This is a genomic window from Arcicella sp. BE140, from assembly GCF_031456255.1.
Lineage (GTDB): Bacteria > Bacteroidota > Bacteroidia > Cytophagales > Spirosomataceae > Arcicella > Arcicella aquatica.
The window spans coordinates 735,316-753,855 of sequence record NZ_JAVDUE010000001.1; the positions used below are offsets into that span (position 1 = coordinate 735,316).

General features: G+C 35.3%; 14 protein-coding genes. 6 read left to right on the forward strand and 8 right to left on the reverse strand.

Annotation, left to right across the window (positions count from 1 at the left end):
- Positions 1–31 precede the first annotated feature (31 nt).
- Positions 32–1,117 (forward strand): PLP-dependent aminotransferase family protein, encoded by a 1,086-nt coding sequence (locus tag J2Y60_RS03035; protein WP_309911995.1) that lies wholly within the window; start codon positions 32–34, stop codon positions 1,115–1,117.
- Positions 1,118–1,201: 84 nt separating this feature from the next.
- Here the strand turns inward: J2Y60_RS03035 and J2Y60_RS03040 are convergent, their stop codons facing one another.
- The 3 genes from J2Y60_RS03040 to J2Y60_RS03050 all read right to left on the reverse strand — a co-directional run bounded on the left by J2Y60_RS03040 (position 1,202) and on the right by J2Y60_RS03050 (position 6,148).
- Complete coding sequence (locus J2Y60_RS03040; protein ID WP_309911994.1) at positions 1,202–1,732, reverse strand: YfiT family bacillithiol transferase; 531 nt, start codon at positions 1,730–1,732, stop codon at positions 1,202–1,204.
- A 242-nt stretch (positions 1,733–1,974) separates the two neighbouring features.
- Positions 1,975–4,923: a class I tRNA ligase family protein gene (locus J2Y60_RS03045; protein WP_309911993.1), complete on the reverse strand. Its 2,949-nt coding sequence runs from the start codon at positions 4,921–4,923 to the stop codon at positions 1,975–1,977.
- 196 nt (positions 4,924–5,119) lie between these two features.
- A complete protein-coding gene (locus J2Y60_RS03050; protein ID WP_309911992.1) occupies positions 5,120–6,148 on the reverse strand; it encodes a GntR family transcriptional regulator in 1,029 nt (342 codons plus the stop codon).
- Between the two features lie 411 nt (positions 6,149–6,559).
- Here J2Y60_RS03050 and J2Y60_RS03055 point away from each other — a divergent pair, with 411 nt between their 5' ends.
- A complete protein-coding gene (locus J2Y60_RS03055) occupies positions 6,560–7,375 on the forward strand; it encodes a substrate-binding domain-containing protein (protein WP_309911991.1) in 816 nt (271 codons plus the stop codon).
- 119 nt (positions 7,376–7,494) lie between these two features.
- Here the strand turns inward: J2Y60_RS03055 and J2Y60_RS03060 are convergent, their stop codons facing one another.
- On the reverse strand, positions 7,495–8,112 hold the full coding sequence (locus tag J2Y60_RS03060; protein WP_309911990.1) for a hypothetical protein: 618 nt from the start codon (positions 8,110–8,112) through the stop codon (positions 7,495–7,497).
- Positions 8,113–8,182: 70 nt separating this feature from the next.
- Between J2Y60_RS03060 and J2Y60_RS03065 the strand changes: the two genes are divergently transcribed.
- Both J2Y60_RS03065 and J2Y60_RS03070 read left to right on the forward strand, forming a co-directional pair.
- On the forward strand, positions 8,183–8,647 hold the full coding sequence (locus tag J2Y60_RS03065) for a GNAT family N-acetyltransferase (protein WP_309911989.1): 465 nt from the start codon (positions 8,183–8,185) through the stop codon (positions 8,645–8,647).
- A gap of 211 nt (positions 8,648–8,858) precedes the next feature.
- Positions 8,859–9,860 (forward strand): zinc dependent phospholipase C family protein, encoded by a 1,002-nt coding sequence (locus J2Y60_RS03070; RefSeq protein ID WP_309911988.1) that lies wholly within the window; start codon positions 8,859–8,861, stop codon positions 9,858–9,860.
- 295 nt (positions 9,861–10,155) lie between these two features.
- Here J2Y60_RS03070 and J2Y60_RS03075 read toward each other — a convergent pair whose 3' ends face one another.
- From J2Y60_RS03075 to J2Y60_RS03085, 3 genes are all read right to left on the reverse strand, one after another.
- Positions 10,156–10,899 carry a phosphatase PAP2 family protein gene (locus J2Y60_RS03075; protein ID WP_309911987.1) on the reverse strand — a complete coding sequence of 248 codons (744 nt, stop codon included), beginning with the start codon at positions 10,897–10,899 and terminating at the stop codon, positions 10,156–10,158.
- Between the two features lie 107 nt (positions 10,900–11,006).
- Positions 11,007–15,086, reverse strand: coding sequence for a two-component regulator propeller domain-containing protein (locus J2Y60_RS03080; protein ID WP_309911986.1), 4,080 nt, complete (start codon positions 15,084–15,086; stop codon positions 11,007–11,009).
- Between the two features lie 52 nt (positions 15,087–15,138).
- Positions 15,139–15,780: a hypothetical protein gene (locus J2Y60_RS03085; protein ID WP_309911985.1), complete on the reverse strand. Its 642-nt coding sequence runs from the start codon at positions 15,778–15,780 to the stop codon at positions 15,139–15,141.
- 239 nt (positions 15,781–16,019) lie between these two features.
- Between J2Y60_RS03085 and J2Y60_RS03090 the strand changes: the two genes are divergently transcribed.
- Positions 16,020–16,526: a metallophosphoesterase family protein gene (locus J2Y60_RS03090; RefSeq protein WP_309911984.1), complete on the forward strand. Its 507-nt coding sequence runs from the start codon at positions 16,020–16,022 to the stop codon at positions 16,524–16,526.
- Positions 16,527–16,640: 114 nt separating this feature from the next.
- Here J2Y60_RS03090 and J2Y60_RS03095 read toward each other — a convergent pair whose 3' ends face one another.
- Positions 16,641–17,555 carry a sugar phosphate isomerase/epimerase gene (locus J2Y60_RS03095; protein ID WP_309911983.1) on the reverse strand — a complete coding sequence of 305 codons (915 nt, stop codon included), beginning with the start codon at positions 17,553–17,555 and terminating at the stop codon, positions 16,641–16,643.
- A gap of 325 nt (positions 17,556–17,880) precedes the next feature.
- Between J2Y60_RS03095 and J2Y60_RS03100 the strand changes: the two genes are divergently transcribed.
- Positions 17,881–18,519 (forward strand): NAD(P)H-binding protein, encoded by a 639-nt coding sequence (locus J2Y60_RS03100; protein WP_309911982.1) that lies wholly within the window; start codon positions 17,881–17,883, stop codon positions 18,517–18,519.
- Positions 18,520–18,540: the final 21 nt, after the last annotated feature.

The following is an 18,540-nucleotide window of genomic DNA, read 5'->3' on the forward strand; positions in this document are numbered from 1 at the left end:
TGTTTAACTTTGAAAATTAACGAACCTTATAATGATAGATTTAAAATTTAATTATCCCTCTGTTCCTACAGAGATGGATTTAATCAAGCAATACTTTACGAATGACTTTGTCAATGAACAAAAAGATTTTTTATTATTTCCTCCCTTTCATGGCGATAAAAATACGATTGATTTAGGCGCTTCATGGCTGGGCTTATCGTCTGAACTTTTCCCAGATATTGTTGATATTGTCATGTGTAATAGTGGCAATCAAGCATTACTCTGTTTATTGCAGGCTTGTCGCAAACAATATGATTCAATCATTACTGAGCCTTTTACGTATGTATCCTTTAAAAGCATTGCTTTAGAAAATAACTATCAATTAATATCCTGCGAAGTTGATAATGAAGGTATTACGATAGAAGGCTTAGATGCTATTGTAAAAAGCACTGGAAGTAAATTGTTATACATACAACCAACCATACAGAATCCTACGTGTGTGGTCATGCCTATTGAAAGAAGACATCAGATAGCTGAGTATGCGAAGAAACATAACCTTTTAATTATTGAAGACGATGCCTATCGGTTTATGTGTGTCAATCCTCCGCTTAGATTTTTGGATTTACTGCCAGAACAGACTATTCACATTTATAGCTTGTCCAAACCCTTTAATCCACTGATTAAAACTGCTTTTGTAGCCCTTCCGAAGTATTTGAAAACGAATGTGGCAGATTATATCAGGATGTCGTCTAGTGGCAATTCATCATTACTTAGTGGGTTGACTAGCTATTTATTACAAACGAATGCTCTTCAAACAATTATTGAACAAAAACAAGCTTTGGCAGAAAGGTTACAGAATATGGTAACGCCACTTTTAGAAGGACTTATCTATAGAACAAATCCTACTTGTAGTCATATTTGGATAACTTTACCTGACACTATCAATTCAACTAGATTAGTAAATGATATGGCGAGTAAACAAATAATCATCACCAGTGGAAATGAATTTGCCATTGATGAAAGCATTGATGGCGAAAAATATATTAGAATAGCTTTGGGAGGGGAGAAAATTAAAGAAAGGTTAACTAATGCGGTAAGAGTACTTGTAGCGACGATTAAAGAATTAGAGATTAATTAGATACGTAAAAATCTTTCTATTAGGGTGCGACTTAAGTCGCACCCTAATAGAAAGATTTTAATATGTACAAGTAGCAAAAAACACTTATTTGTCTTTCCCTAAAGCAATTTTAATATGTGCTAAATGGTGTTTACTATGCCAAACGCCTACATCCACGGCATCCATCAATGTTAAATACATTTTGCGGGTAGGATGATAATAACCTTTCTGAAAATCCTCTTCTGTCATTTGTTCTAAAAGGTATGTCCAACGCAAATGGATACCTTCTAATAGCGTCAAAGAATAGTCGATAGGAGCATTTTTAGCTTCTTCTAAATTAGCCCAAGCATCTATTTTACTTACCACTCCTTCAGAATTTATTTCAGTAAGCGCATGTTTAAAACGCACAAAATACAGCACATGAATATCTGCGACATGGTGTATCACTTGTCTGACAGTCCAACTTCCTTCGCGATATTGTTTTAGTAAATCCTCTTCGCTCAAACCTGCGGTAAGTTCTTTATATAGTGCTGGAATTGTCTTTAATTGGGCAATACTTTCTTGAATCTCTTCCCAAGTATGTTGTTCCTTCGGAGTCCATTTTCCAATTGGATATTGTAAAGCTTGTAAATCCATAAATATGTGTTTAGATAATGTTTGTAATTTATTAACAATAAAAAACAAAAAAGCTCTCCAAAGATAAAAAAATCATTAATCTTTGGAGAGCTGATAATAGTAATGCAATCGTGCAGTCGCTCGCTTCAAGCGAGTGATTACTATTATATGGCATCATGCCATACATATTTTTTTTTAGGCTTGAAGCCTTGTAATAGTCGTCACTCGCTTGAAGCGAGCGACTGCTATTAATTTTGTCTTTATTATAATACTACATTCACAATTCTTTTCGGTACTACGATTACTTTTTTAGGAGCTTTTCCATCTAACCATTTTTGAACTACTTCGTGTGCCAAAACTCCTGCTTCAATATCTGCTGGAATCGCATCAGTTGGGAAAGAGATGTTAGCCCTTACTTTTCCATTGATAGAAATCGGATAGTCGAAATTAGCTTCTACTAACAATGACGCATTGAATTTAGGGAAAGTAGCGTAAGAAATCGTTCCTGCTTCGTTACCCAACAATACCCAAAGCTCTTCGGCAATATGTGGTGTGTATGGCGACATTAAAATCACTAATTCTTGCAAGATAGCTTTACTTGTACATTTTAATGACCCTAAATCATTCACACAAATCATCAACGTAGAAACCACGGTATTGAATGAATAGCGCTCTAAATCTTCTTCCACCTTCTTGATGCAAGTATGCAATACTTTCAATTCCGCAGGTGTTGGTGCTTCGTCTTTTACTTTATAGTTGCCTAAATCGTCATAGAACAAACGCCATACTTTTTTGATAAAACGGAATGAACCATCGATACCATTAGTATTCCATGGTTTAGCTTGTTCTAATGGCCCTAAGAACATTTCGTACAAACGCAAAGTATCTGCCCCAACTTTATCAACCAATACGTCTGGGTTCACTACGTTAAACCAACGTTTTGACATTTTTTCAACTTCAAACCCACAGATATATTTTCCATCTTCTTCATAGATAAATTCAGCATTTTCAAAATCAGGCTGAAATGATAAATTCTTCTTTCTATCTTTAAATGCTTCAGTATTTAAAACATCATTATTTACGATGTTTACATCTACATTTAAAGCTACTAAATCATACTTTATCAATCCCTTTTCAACTAGTTTGAAATGTTCATCAGTAGCAAGATTTGGAAAAATTAATTTATACAAATCAAGGCTAGATAAATCACCATTAAGGAATTTTTTATAATATGAGTAACTAAAGAAATGATTTGTAAAGCCAATTTTATCATCAGGTTTTTGAAATACAGTTTCTTTTAATCGATATACAAAATTAGAACGCCCCTGAATCATGCCTTGGTTAATCAATTTTTTTGCAAATTCTTCTTCAGGTACTAAGCCTAAATCTTTCAAGAATTTATTCCAGAAACGACTGTATAACAAGTGACCAGTAGCGTGTTCAGAGCCACCCAAGTATAAATCTACTGCCTTCCAATAATTAATAGCTTCTTGTGAAGCAAATTCTTGGTCATTCTGAGCATCCATATAACGGTACCAATACCACGATGAACCTGCCCATCCTGGCATTGTTGATAATTCGTATTCGTACTCGCCTTTGTATTTCCAACCTTCTGCACGACCTAGTGGAGGTTCGCCCGTTTCTGTTGGCAAGTATTTATCAATTACTGGCAATTCTAAAGGCAATTCGCTTTCTTCAATCAAATATGGCAAACCGTCTTTGAAGTAGGCAGGCACTGGCTCTCCCCAATAACGTTGGCGACTGAATACGGCATTACGCAAACGGTATTGAATTTTACCTTTTCCGATGCCTCTTTCTTCCAACCATTTTGTTAGAGTAGCCGTAGCTTCTTTATAGCCCATTCCGTTGATAATACCCGAATTGATATATTTACCTTCTTTGGTATTATCCGCTTGTTCTTCAATATTTTTCTGAGCATCCAAGATTGGTATAATTGGTAACTCGAAATGTGTAGCAAAGTTCCAGTCACGTTGGTCGCCCGAAGGTACGCCCATTACTGCCCCTGTTCCGTAGCCAGCCAACACATAGTCTGCTAAGAAGATAGGTACTCTCTCTTCCGTAAATGGATTGATTACATAGCTTCCTGTAAAAGCTCCTGTAACTTTTTTCACTTCAGACATACGGTCTAACTCCGTTCTTGAAGCTACCCATTTCACATACTCATCAACGGTTTCTTTTTGTGCTGAAGTTGTCAAGAATGGAACGTACTCATGTTCTGGAGCAATTACCATAAACGATACGCCATAAATAGTATCAACGCGTGTAGTGAATACTTCAATAAATTCTGGAGCATTCTCTTGAACAGTCGAAGCATCAACTTTAAATTTTACACTTGCTCCTGTACTTCTACCAATCCAATTACGTTGTTGTTCTTTCAAAGCATCCGACCAATCTACTTCATTCAAGCCATCGATTAATCTATCGGCATACGCAGTGATACGCATTGCCCATTGCTTCATTTTTTTCTGTTCAACAGGATAGCCTCCGCGTTCAGAAACACCGTCTTTGATTTCATCATTTGCCAAAACTGTTCCCAAGCCTGGGCACCAGTTTACAACTGATTCATCTGGATAAGTCAAACGATATTTTAATAAAATAGTCTGCTGTTCTTGTTCGCTCATGTTATTCCACTCTTCTGCTGTGAAATTTGATGTATCTTCATCACAAACAGCATTGATGCCTATGTTACCAGACACAGCGAAGCGTTCAACTAAACTAGCAATAGACAAAGCTTTGTTGGCATCTTTATCATAATAATGCTTGAACAATTGCATAAAAATCCATTGCGTCCATTTGTAATATTTAGCATCAGAAGTACGCACTTCACGCGACCAGTCATAACTAAAACCAATTTGCTTTAGCTGACGAATATAAGTAGCAATATTTTCTTCGGTAGTAATAGCTGGATGTTGACCCGTCTGGATAGCATACTGTTCAGCAGGCAAACCAAAAGAATCAAAGCCCATCGGGTGCAATACGTTGAAACCTTTCAAACGTTTGTAACGAGCGATGATATCAGAAGCAATGTAACCCAGTGGATGACCAACGTGTAAACCAGCACCTGAAGGATACGGAAACATATCCAATACGTAATACTTGGGTTTATCATGATTAACCTCTGTTTTATAGGTTTGGTTTTCTTCCCAAAACTGTCTCCATTTCTGTTCTGTTTCTTTGAAATTGTATTCCATTGCTTGTGGTTTTTGTTGTAGTCATTAACAATAAGTGTATGGCTACATTGACTATTTTTTTAGAATTGCAAAATTACAGGTTTTTAGCTGAAAAAGAGCCATGAAAACAAAACAACCTTGACTAAACATAGTCAAGGTTGTAACAAGGAATAAGATTTTGAATCATCTTAGCCTATTTTTCAATTAAAAAAGTGTCTTAAAGGGATTTCCTCAATACCATTTCCATCGGAACTTGTATTTGTTGGCGTTTTCCTCCTTGAATAATATTGGCGGCCATTTTGCCAATTTCGGTAGGTTTAGAGGATATTATTGTAATCCCCCCAGCTAATATTTCTTTATAACAGTTATCGTTTAATGAAATCAACCCAATTTCTTTCCCGAGTGTTAAGCCTTGTTGTTCTGCAGATTTAATGACTGCTACTAAATCAATGTCGTCCATTGTTAAATAAGCGTTTCCTGCCATTACTTCTTCATCCTGAAAGCCATCTAATACTTGGAAATCAAAATGATTGGTTTCACAGAAATCTCTAAATCCAGTAATCAACTCCGAATCAAAATACTCGTCTTCTGTCAAAACCAAATTCAAGGTTTTGTATTTCTTGAAATGTTTAATGTTTTGTTGCATTACCTGAGCAATCTCATCACCAGAGTTACTCAAAATGCTTGAATTTAATCCATGAAGAGAAGCCAACGATTGCTCTAAAAAGATAAGGCGTTCGCCAGAAATCTTCTTTAAGCATTTAATGTTTTCTTCACTTTCTTCAATCAAATGAGGCATGATTACATAATAATGATAATTGCCTAAATGACTATTGATGATTTCTCTGAAATTATCACTCTTATAATTGTAAGTGAAAATGTCAACAGTTACATCTTTGTTAGAAGCATTCACAAAAGCATTAAAAATGGCTTTGTTGTTCTCTGTAATTTTTCCAACTAAAAAGAAAACTTTCGTTTTAGTTTTAGCCGACTTTCCAGAGATAAAATAACCTTTTCTGAAAATAGAAGTAATCACACCTAAGCGGTGAAGTTCTGAATAAGCACGTTCAACAGTATCACGAGACAAGTAGCACTCTTCACTCGCTTCATTAATGGAAGGAAGGCGTTCACCCGTTTGTAAGTTTCCGCTTTCAATATCAATCAACAGGGTGTTTACCAATTGCTGATATTTTGGTGTTTTTGAATCTTGCTTGTTTTGAGAAAACTCTCTGAATGTCTTTATCATTTTATTTACTGGATAAAATTGGGTTGTTATATTGGTAATAGTAGGTAATACATAAATGCCAAAGTGATTGAAATCTTGATTCGATGCTTATAAATAATAGTGGTACGAATTTTTGTATATTTCAATCTAAACTTTTTATCTGAATTGCTTCATTTGTCAAAAACAAACGAATTAATCCAATAAGTCAAATAAATTATTGAAAAAGTGCATAAATTGTTTCGTAAAGGTAGGCTCAAATTGATTTAAATGGTTAGGACATTTCTTGCAAATGTTGGGATATATATTGCAAAATTGTTGAAATGGACATTTGGTGTCCTGTTATGACCTGATTTTTGTTGACGGTGCAAGGCAGGATATTTAGTTGTTCGGGAATAAGTTACTTGGTATCTATAAGTTCAAACGACATTCTCATTGACAGCACAATTAGCCAATTCGCATACAAGCCTTCAATCAAAAGAACTAAAAATACTCATGGTTTTTAGTAGGCTGAACGATTTTAAACATGAAATCTATGATGGATTTATGGACAAAATCGAAGGGAAAGCTACGGTTGATTTATACATCCACCAGTTCAGTACCCAGAATGCTTTTCACTTTGAGAAGGTAATAAAAGAGAAAATTAATCAGTATGATTACTTTGCTTTTATGATGCATACGAGTTATCTCAATGAAGATTTTCTAAAAACTATCAATAGTGTTCCGACCAATAAATTGATTATTCTGGAAAAAAGGAATGAATTTATCAGAGGGAAATATGCCTGTGTTTATCAAGATTTCGAGCAGGATATTTACGAAGCTTTGTTCAAAGCCAAAGAAGCCATTTTGAAATACAGTACCCTGAATTGTATTATTCAAGAACATTATGCCAATGCGTATTTTGTCATTGAAGGACTAAAAAAGTTTGCCAAAGAGAATAACCTCCAATACAATATCTATTCGGATATTGAGGAAAATACTATCCGAAGCAAAGAAGCTTATTTAATTCTTTCGGAAAGATATTTAGCCGAAACACTGATGTGCTGTAAGAATAAGAAGATGGTAGTAGGCGAGGATATAGGTATTGTTTCATATAACGAAACACCCATTAAAGAAATATTATCAGGAGGAATCACGGTAGTATCTACAGATCATTTTCAATTAGGAAAAAATGCTGCCGACTTAATTTTAAGTGGTAGGCAAGAACATATCAGAAACTCATTTCTGTTTATCAGAAGAAACTCTCTGTGATGAGAGTTTATGAGTTTAAAGTTTATGAGTCTATGGTTTCAAGCTTTATAAAGTTAAGGTTTATGAGTTCAAGGTTCATGAGTAAAAACTTTTGACTCCTAAACCTTAAACTCCTAAACTCAATTAACTCCTAATTCATTACCAATAGAAATAATCCATTGTTCGAATAAAGTCTTTTCAATATCGCAAGCCACTTTAGCGTGCATTTCCCATGCTGGCGAAAACTCTTTTAATTGATTAATCATCTCTGCTAAATGTCCTTCTTCTTCAACAATAATGGACTTCATATTTACTTTAGATGACACCTCTTCGAGTAATTCTTGATATACAGGATATAATTCGTCGGCTCTTACTTCAATGGCATAAGTTACCAACAAATAAGCTGCATATTTCAAATCATTACCTGATAGCTTTAAGGTTTGTTTTAAATACCTACATACCTGAATATCCAAGGTATGCAAATAAGTATAACTAGCAAAAGGAGCGATAAGATATGGTTTTTCATAAGTTGGGAAATCTGATATTTTTCCAACTTTTTGGATTTGCTTTTTCAAGTAAAAAGCATGGCGTGCTTCTTCTGCAGCGTGCTTCAAAACGATATAAGATACTTTGGATTTATCTTCAGAAGCAGATATTTTTCTTGCACCAGTGTTCTCCATTAATGAAAGAGTATTCAAGAATCGAGCGTGAAGCGAATCTGTCGCAATGATGTTTCGGAATATTTCTTGTAATTTCATGCCCAAAATTAGTAAGTGATTTTCATTCAATTTTTTTTATCCCTAATTATTTACTCACAAAGTTAAAAATATGCAATTCCATTACGTGAATTACTCCCCTGATGAATTAGATGAGGTAAGAAAAATATTCATAGAATATGCTGAATACTTAAAGATAGACCTTTGTTTTCAGGATTTTGAGAAAGAGTTACAAACGCTATCAAAAGTTTATGCTGCTCCTGCTGGATGTATTATCCTAGCTAAAATCAACGAAGAGATTGTAGGATGTGTTGCCTTGAAACCCATTGCCGAAGGCGTGTGTGAAATGAAGCGTTTGTATGTAAAACCAAGTGCCAGAGGGCATAAAGTAGGGAGGAAATTAGTAGAAGAGTTGATTACGTTTGCTAAAAATGCCAATTATCAAACCATGAAATTGGATACTTTAACTACCTTAACAGAAGCGATTGGGCTCTATCGCTCTTTTGGCTTTCAAGAAACGTCCGCTTATGTGTATAACCCTTTAGAGGAAGTGCTATATTTTGAATTAGCACTTTAAGCGTATATGGAATGCAATAATTAATTATTACATAAATAAGCAAGGTGATAATCTCGAACGTTTAGACTTATCTTTGCCCTGATTTTATTCCTGATGGAGATAACTTCAACGAGGACGGGTATTAGAATTTTAATTTAGATGGAAGTCTCGTTTATTTTATACTGACTACTCACTAACTCACAACTCGCTAATTCACAACTAACAACTATTCATGAAGAAATTATCAAAACTTAAACAAATCCTTGCTCTTTTAATCCTGTTAGGCTGTTGTTCTTGGGGCTTTTTAGGCCACAAAACCATTCATCAAATTTCAGCGTATGCTTTGCCTAAAAAAATGGCAACGTTCTTTATGAAAAATGAAGACTACATGGTTTATAACTCTGTTCGTCCAGATGTTCGTAGAAATACAGATAAAACAGAAGCACCTAAGCACTTTATAGATTTAGATGCCCCTATTTATGGTACTGACCCACTAAACACCATTCCTCATGATTGGGATTCAGCCGTAAAAAAATATACTGCCGATACCCTCAAAAAATATGGTACTTTACCATGGGTAGTTGTAGCAATGCAAGAAAAACTGACAGAGGCTTTCCGCAGTAAAATGAAAGACAGTATTTTGTTTTATGCCGCAGATTTAGGTCATTATGTTTCAGACGCCCATGTGCCTTTGCATACGAGTTATAATTATGATGGACAATTGACTAACCAAAGAGGACTTCACTCGCTTTGGGAAACCGCTGTGCCAGAGATAAACATTGAAAGTTATAACCTTTATACAAAGCATAAAGCTAAATATATTAAAGACCCATTGGCTGAGATTTGGACAAAAATTGCAGCAACGAGCTTATTATTAGATGGTGTTTTCAAAGAAGAAATAAATGCTAGCGTAGGGTTCACCGACGAAAGAAAATTCAAGCGTTCTGAACGTTTCGGACAAATGAGAAAGAATTACACGGGCGAATTTGCCAAGGCTTACGGAGAACGTTTGGGTAATACCATCAACAATCAGATGTTATTATCAAGCGAAAGTGTCGCTGATTTTTGGTACACTGCTTGGGTAAATGCTGGCAAACCAGACCTATCTGATTTAGAGACCGTCACGAAAGAAGACAAAGCAAAATTCAAAATAGCGAAGAAAGCTTGGAAAAATAACGAATTGATTAAAAAAGGTTTGTTACAATCAAGAAAAGCAAAACCAGAAGAGTTTTAATTTTCAACAAACATGAGTCATCCCGAATTTTAAAATCATAAAAAAGCGGTCGAAATTAGTTTTCCGACCGCTTTTTTATGATTGATGGGCAATGAATTCCTACTGTTTGAGCGGTAGCGAGTTTAGGAATTCTTGAATTTCTTTTGTTACTTTTCTTGTTTCAAGACAAGAAAAGTAAGGACTAGACGATAATTAAGTAGAAAATCTCACAAATTGTCTCCAAAACGCACAATTTTAGGAAAAATTAGGGATGACTCATGTTTGTGTTTTATGAAAATATCAATAAGCCAACTTTTTAAAACCCAATCACCAAATTTCCTCCAACAACCCTACCATCATACATAGGCGTAAAAGCTATTTTAGAAGGACTATCACTTGGTTTATTTCCTAATTTTTGCTTCAACCAAGGATAGATTACATAAGCCGCTTTCGCAGATAGTATCCCTACACCAGCACCAACTATTACATCTGAAAACCAATGTCTGTTATTCAATACTCTTAGCGTTCCAGTAGCGGTAGCAACAGTATAAGCACCGACGCCATACCAAATACTTTCGTCATTATATTCCTGCGCTAAAACAGCTGCACCAAAAAAAGCATTGGCTGTATGGCCTGATGGAAAGGAATCTTGTCCAGAAAGGTCAGGACGCAACACTTTAGTAGTATGCTTAAGGGTAAACACCGTTCCCGACATGATAGTAGCGCCAATCAATAAAATGCCAATACGGTCACCCACAGTATGTTTTGCTTTAATGCCCATTAAGTCTAACCCAAAAACTCCTACATAAGGCGTATATTGAATAATATCATCTACGTGTGTATGAAAGTCTTTATAATATTTATCATGCCATTCTAATTGTTCTTGTTTTAGGCTAATACTTTTAAGGATATAACCTCCAGTAAGTAAAGAAGCAGGAACAATCAGTTGTTTGATGGTTAATTTACGGAAGGTAGAATCTCTTTGTTGCGTAAAAGCAGTAGGACATATACTTAGGCAAAGTAAAATAAATAAATAAAAGCTTTTTTTTATATTCATCATCAGACGGAAATGTTAAGACTTATAGACAATTTAATGATAATAGTATTGGTTTAGCGCAACCAAGATACCTAACAAATCTGAAGCAAACTTGAAGATAGTGATAGTTATTATAGTGGCGTTTTTTCTAAGTATTCAGATGGCGATTTACCAAATTCCTTTTTAAATATTCTAGTGAAATAAGAAGGGTCATTAAAACCAACCTTATATGCAATCTCCGCAATGGTAAAACTGTCAGTTTCAAGTAATTGAATCGCCTTTTTCAAACGAACATTCTTGATAAACTCGTTTCCTGAAAAGTTTGTTAAGCTTTTTAGTTTTCTATACAATTGCATCGTGCTCATGTTCAACTCTCTTTCTAAAAAGGCAATATCCAACGACGTATTCATCATATTTTCCTCTACAATCCTAACTGCTTTTTCTAGAAAATGTTCATCTGAAGAATTTAAGGTGATTTCCTTTGCATTTACTTTCACCTCTTTACTAAACCTTTCTCTTAGTTTTTTCCTGCTTTCCAATAGGTTCTTAACCCTTGCTTCCAACAAGCTAGCATTAAAAGGTTTGGTAATATAATCATCCGCACCGATTTCTAATCCTGCCAATTTACTTTCATTACTACTTCTAGACGTTAGGATAATTACAGGAATATGGCTAGTACTTTCTTTGGTTTTGATATGCTCGCAAAGCTCGCCACCAGTCATTTCAGGCATAATCCAGTCTGAAATGATTAAATCAGGCACTTGTTCTATGGCAATGTCAAGGGCTTTTTGACCATTGTTTGCCTCAATGATATTGAAATTTTCAACGAAAATCTCTTTGATATAATTGCGTAAATCGTCGTTATCTTCTGCAATTAATAAAAGCGGAACATTCTTTTTATGATGTTCGTTTTTATGAGGCTCAATTAAATTATCATGTACATTAATCAGGGGAAGTTCTGGGTCAATAGCATTATCCCGAATCCAATTACTATCGTAGGCATCTTTGTTAATAGGTAAGTGAATAGTGAAGGTACTTCCTTTGCCTAAGCGGCTACTAACTAGAATCTCTCCTCTGTGTAACTCTATCAACTCTTTACACAGCGCTAATCCTACACCAGTACCTACAACATGTTTCTGAGGGTCTTTACCATGAATCTGGTAAAAACGATTGAATACATTTTGTAAATTTTTACTATCAATCCCAATACCCGTGTCGCTTACGGCAATAATAATTCTTTGATTATCGGCTGGATTTACCGATACTTTTACGATAATTTCGCCATCATTATCCGAGAATTTGAAGGCATTTGAAAGTAAATTGGTGACAATTTTCTCTAAAATGTCTGTATCAAAATAAGCTAATAAATAAGGCGTAGAAGGTTTGAAAATCAACCTAATATTCTTTTGTTCAGCTAATCCTCTAAATGATTCTGTAATCTGTTGAACAAAATCAATTACATCGTTTTGGGTAATTTCTGGCGATAGCTTGCCAGCTTCTAATTTAGATAAATCGAGTAATTGATTAATCAGTTTTTGTAATTGCTTGGCATTTCTATAGATAGATTCCGTCCTTTTGCGTTGCGAATCTGGAATGTCTTTGTTTTCGGCTAAATATTTTTCTAAGGGGCTGATAATCAGTGTTAGAGGTGTTCTGAACTCATGAGAAATATTAGTAAAGAAATTAGTTTTTAGTCGGTCTAATTCCTGTACTTGTTCTTTTTCTCTTTCTTGTAATTGTACATCCAATTTCAAACGCTCACGAATGAGCACGACTCTTCTGGTAAAATAAAGCCCAATACCTATAATGATTAGATAAAAGAAATATGCCCACCAAGTTCTGTACCAAGGGGGTAATATCGTAATGCGTAGCATGGCTTCCCTTTGATTCCAAACACCATCATTATTGGTCGCTTTTACCCTAAACAGATAGCTTCCTGCATTCAAGTTGGTATAGTTGGCTGTTCTTTGTGTGCCTACATAGTTCCACTCTTTATCAAAGCCTTGTAGTACATAAGCATATTGGTTATTCTTGAACTGTTGAAAATCCAAGGCAGTAAAATCAATTGAAAATACATTCTGGTCTGACTCCAATTCCAATTCTTCTGTTTGAGAAATATCTTGCTGCAAAGGCGAGCCGGGTTGCCCTACTACCACGTGCTTATTGAACAATTTTAAGCCTGTAAGGTATACATTGGGTACTATATTACTTTCAATCAGACTGTCGGGGTGGAAAATGTTGAGTCCTTCTGTACCACCAAAAAATATTTCACCGCGATTGTTTTGAGCATAAGCATTCAACAAAAACTCTGAGCCTTGAAGCCCATCAGCTTTTGTATAGTTCTTGAATGAATTGCTATAAGTTATAAATTGTGAAATACCTTGATTGGTCGATAACCACAAATGATAATGACGGTCTTCAACAATTCCCTTGATAGTATTATTAGGTAATCCATCTTCTGTTCTCCAAACTTTAAAATTTCTAGTAGCTGGTTGGTAAAGATTCAAACCACCACCATTGGTGCCTATCCAGATTTGTTTGCGGGAATCCTGATATATTTTATTGATTTGATTTGCACTTAATCCATCCGAGCGGTTTGATTTACGGATATGAACAATTTGCCTTTTCTTCTGATTATAACAGTAAATACCGTTGTTGTAAGTACCAATCCAAAGTGTACCGTTTTCTTCTTCTAAGATAGAATTAATGTGCATGCCCAATAGCACACCTTTACGGTTGAGGTCTGGAACAGGGCTGAATTCGCCCGTCTGTTTGTTGAATAACAAAATGCCTTCTTCTTGTGTACCTATCCACAAATGTTTTGGTTTTCTGGCAGGGCTCAGACAGGTAAGGTGTGTTGTATTGCTACCATCATCATAAGGATACAGTATAAAAGAGTTACTGCCTTTTTTCATAATCCTAAGCCCAATTTCCCACGTTAACACTGATAGGTCTCCATCACTATCATAATATAAATTATTGATGTCATTGGTGCTAGTAGTGGCATGAGAAGGGCTTATAAAATAATGAGAAAAGGTATTTTTAGCCCTATCAAATAGTGTCAGACCATTATTACTACCAATCCAAACTCGGTTAGGGTCACTTTCGCAAGCAATGGCTGTTACTTTATCTCGTAATAAATTTTGTGTCGAGTTTATCTTATGTCGGTATAATTTGAAGTTATTTCGATGTCTGTAATGTACGTTCAATCCTGCTTCCCAAGTACTAATCCATACATTGTTATCACGGTCTACAAAAATACATTGAATAGCATGCGAGCTTAATCCTGTTTCAGAATCAGGATTGGATTCTATGTAGCTAAGCTGGGTATAATTGTTGTTTTTTACAAGAAAAACTCCATTGTCCGTGCCGATCCAAAGCGTTCCATCTTTGTCATAAACCAAATCAGTAATCAAATTGGCTCGATTATTCTGATTAGGACTGTATAGCACCTGAGTGAATACATTCGTTTGCGGGTTCAGTCTATACAAGCCATTACCCCTCGTTCCTACTAGAATATTTCCTTGTGGGTCTTCCACCAGACAAGTAATTTGATTTTTACGAGGAGGAAGATTGCTTTGCAAACGGACGGTATTAGCATGATTGTTTTTGTCAATATGAGTAATTACACCATAATGCCCACCCAACCAAAGCGTATTCTTTTTATCTTGAAAAACCAATGAAATATCATTGGTCGTCAGTAGCTCAGATTCCACCAAACGCCATTTGATGGTTTTCTGTTGGTTGTCAAAACAAAGCAAACCATAACCATAAGTAGAAACCCATATTTTATTATCGGGTGATGCAATGATAGACGAAATGCTGAGTCCACCGATATTAGTTTTATCGTCTGCTTGTTTGAAATGAATAAAATTTCCTGTGGTTTTGTCGAGTTTATTTACGCCACCATCAAAAGTACCTACCCAAAGATTGCCTTCTTGGTCTTCGGTAATACATGAAATGGTACTACTACTAATAGAATTGGGGTCGTTAGAGATATGGCGATAAACAGTAAACTGGTAGCCGTCGTATTTATTAAGGCCGTCTTTCGTAGCAAACCAAATAAATCCTTTTTTATCTTGAAAGATTTGTCCTACCGTACTTTGCGATAAGCCTCTTTGTGTACTAATACGGCTGAATTTCAGTTGTGCCACCAAAGGTGTAAGCCAACTGTTACAGAACAACAATATGAGTACAATACGTAATTTCATCAAAAAAATAATCTTCCTTATGCAATTTAGGAAAATTTCAATAAAAGCTGGTTTAATTCACAGAATGGTACAATAGAAAACTTAGTAATCTTTCGTAAGTCAATAGTTCATCAGGACTAGAGCCATTACTCATCAAAATATCACGGTGTTTGTTCGATAAATCTAAAAAGTGTTTATCGTATGTCAATTTGGCGGTGATAATACCCTTATAACTACGATGTAATTGGTTATATAAATATTTACAAGGCTTAGAAAGATGCAGATTAAAAATATTATTTAATGCCGGTAAGCTATCCGATTCATTCATAAAATGAAAACCTCTTTGTTCCAAAAACTCTTTCACTATTTCACAAACATCATCCAAATCGTTTTCATTCAAAATCTTATATCTAAAATATTTGGCATCATTAAATTTCCCAATTGAGATGACTAAAGTATTAGAATCTGACCAGAAGTCACGGGTATTCCCCAGAAACTGTTGGGCTATCTGCTCTACTTGGTTGTTTCTGCAACCAATATTTACTTCTAGCCAAGTTTCATCATCATAAGAAGTTGCCGTAAAAATTACGTTCTGGAAGCCTGTTGGTGTAATTTTCCGAAATTGTTTTTTATCTGCTAACAGCACAAAATTGTGCATACTGAAAAACGGTTTAAGTTTTTCATAAAGCGTAGTTTCAAATGGTTTCACTGGCATAAAGCAACAAATTAGCTGGTTTGTTTTTCTATTTTTCTCAAGTAAATCTCGAAATACTTACTTAGTCGTCTTTCGATTTAAACACATTTATCAATATATATTCAACTATTTTTGTTCAATCTTTGCTCAAAAGTTTGTGTATGCAAATATACATATTCAAGAGATTTAATCTTTAATAATCAATATTCCTCTCTGTTTCCTTTATTGAAAACGGAAGATTTGGCGACTTAGTGAAAATTATGCAAAAAATTTTAATTATTTCCGATACTCATAGTTTTCTTGACGAACGTCTTTTCCCTCATATTGACTGGTGCGACCAGATTTGGCATGCAGGCGATTGGGGCATCGTGGCGGTTTCGGATACCCTTGAGGCCTTAAAGCCTATACAGGGCGTATATGGTAATATTGATGATGCTACGGTGAGGCAAATTTATCCAAAAATAAATCATTTTACTTGCGAAGAACTCAATATTGGTATGACACACATCGCAGGAGCACCGTCAAGTTATAAACCCGATGCATTGGAATGTTTTAGGATAAAAACGCCAGATATTTTTGTGTGCGGACATTCGCATATTCTTCAAGTAAAAAGAGATTTACATAGAAATGGAATGCTATTTATTAATCCTGGAGCAGCAGGAACGCACGGTTTTCATAAAGTGCAAACGGCAGTGAGACTAAAGATAGAGGGCAAAAGAATATTTGATGTAGAAGTAATAGAGATGAATAGGAGGGCGAAGGAGTAGGGTTGTTACTCATGTTGTGTGTCCCAGACCATGGTTTAAAACTTATTCCTATTATGGTGCGACTTAAGTCGCACCATAATAGGAATATTAGTCATACCATCAGTAATGGCAAAACTAAATCTTAAACCCGATTTTATCTTTTAAAAATGCTTTGCTGATTTGTGCTGATTCTAAAGGTGTACGCGTTTTTTCAGGTACGCCGTCCAATTCAACAATCGCCCATTTTTTATAGTTAATCTTTTGAAGATTATCGAATACTGCTTTTAAATCAACATTCCCTTGTCCTAATTCCACAAATTTGTATGCCTTAGGGTCGTTTGGTTTATCAGCCAAAGGACTTTTTACATCTTTGATGTGCAATGCACCAATGATGTCTTTGTATTGCAATACCGCTTTAGCAGGTACGCCACCTCCTTGATGATAATGTGCCACGTCCAATAATAACTTGATGTATTTAGGATTCATATCCTGTACAATTACATCCACTTCCTCTGGCGTTTCTCCCAATTGGTGCATGTGATTATGATAAACAGCCTGAATACCCAAATCAGCAGTTTGTTTACCGATTTCGTTCATTACGAATGCCAAACGTTTTAATTCTTCCGTACTTGGTAATTTGTCTTTCGGACGAGCTGAATTAGTCAATTGAATAGAAGTACCGCCCAATGCCTTTACAAAGCTGGCGTGAGCCACGTGATAATCTATCGTACTAGCTTCTTTGGCTGGGTCGATTTCAACATTACCACTTGAAAACATCGGTAATGCCAAACCATTGGTCGCAATAATATCTTTTAATTCTTGCACTTTGGTTTTGTACGTATCATACGCATTAGCACGCAACTGTACCCCTTTGAAACCCAATGATGAAATATCTTTCATCGCATCAAGGTCTTTGCCGCCCCACGTAATAGCAGAATAGGCTAATTGAAGATTAGGAACTTTAGCAGCCAAACTTTCAAAAGAAAACAATGAAGCAGAAGCTAGTAAACCTGCTTGATAAAGGAAATCACGACGAGATATTTCAGACATTTTCTTAGTTTATTATAAAGGTTTTAATATGTTTTCTTCAAAAGGATAAAGGTATGCTAAACTACTGTGATTCACTTGGAAATTTGTGTTAGTTAATCGAAAAAATATTAATTTTCTTTCACGAAACGTGTCTACTAAAATGTTGTACTTAAAATTTTATATAGCTACTTAGTCGTAGTATCAGGCTATTTTACTAATTTCACGTATTAGACTCTTTGTTTAAAATATTGATCTGAATACTCGCCTTACTAAAACGTAAGCGAACTGATTGTTTTCACTTGAAGACAGTCTGAATTTATATTTTCAATTTTTAATAAAGAGTACTATGCAACAGTCAATAAAACTTGCCATCATTGGTGGTACAGGTAAATCAGGAAAATACCTTGTTCAAGCGTTATTAAATCAAGGTTTTCATTTCAAAATGCTTCTTAGAAATCCTGATAATTTCCACATTCAAAGTCCTCAAATTGAAATCATCAAAGGCGATGCCCGCGACTATCATGCTATTTTGAGCCTTGTAGAAGGCTGTCAGGCTGTTATTAGTACAATTGGGCAACCTGTGGGTGAAAGCTCTATTTTTGGAGATGCTACTAGGAACGTATTGCAGGCAATGAAGGAATGTAATATCAAAAGGTATATCGTTACTACAGGACTAAACGTTGATACGCCGTTTGATAATAAAAGTCCTAAAACCAAATTTGGGACAGACTGGATGAAGCAAAATTATCCTAAAACTACTGCCGATAAACAAAAAGAATACGAAATGCTAGTAGATAGTAATGTCGATTGGACTTTGATAAGATTGCCTATGATTGAACAAACAGATGCTAGAGGCAAAACCGATGTCAGTTTGGAAGATTGTACGGGAGATAAAATAAGTGCCACCGATTTAGCTGATTTTATCATCAAACAATTGTTTGAAAATCAGTATGTTCGAGCGGCACCTTTTATTACTAATATCTAAAAACTAATGAGGTAACTTAGT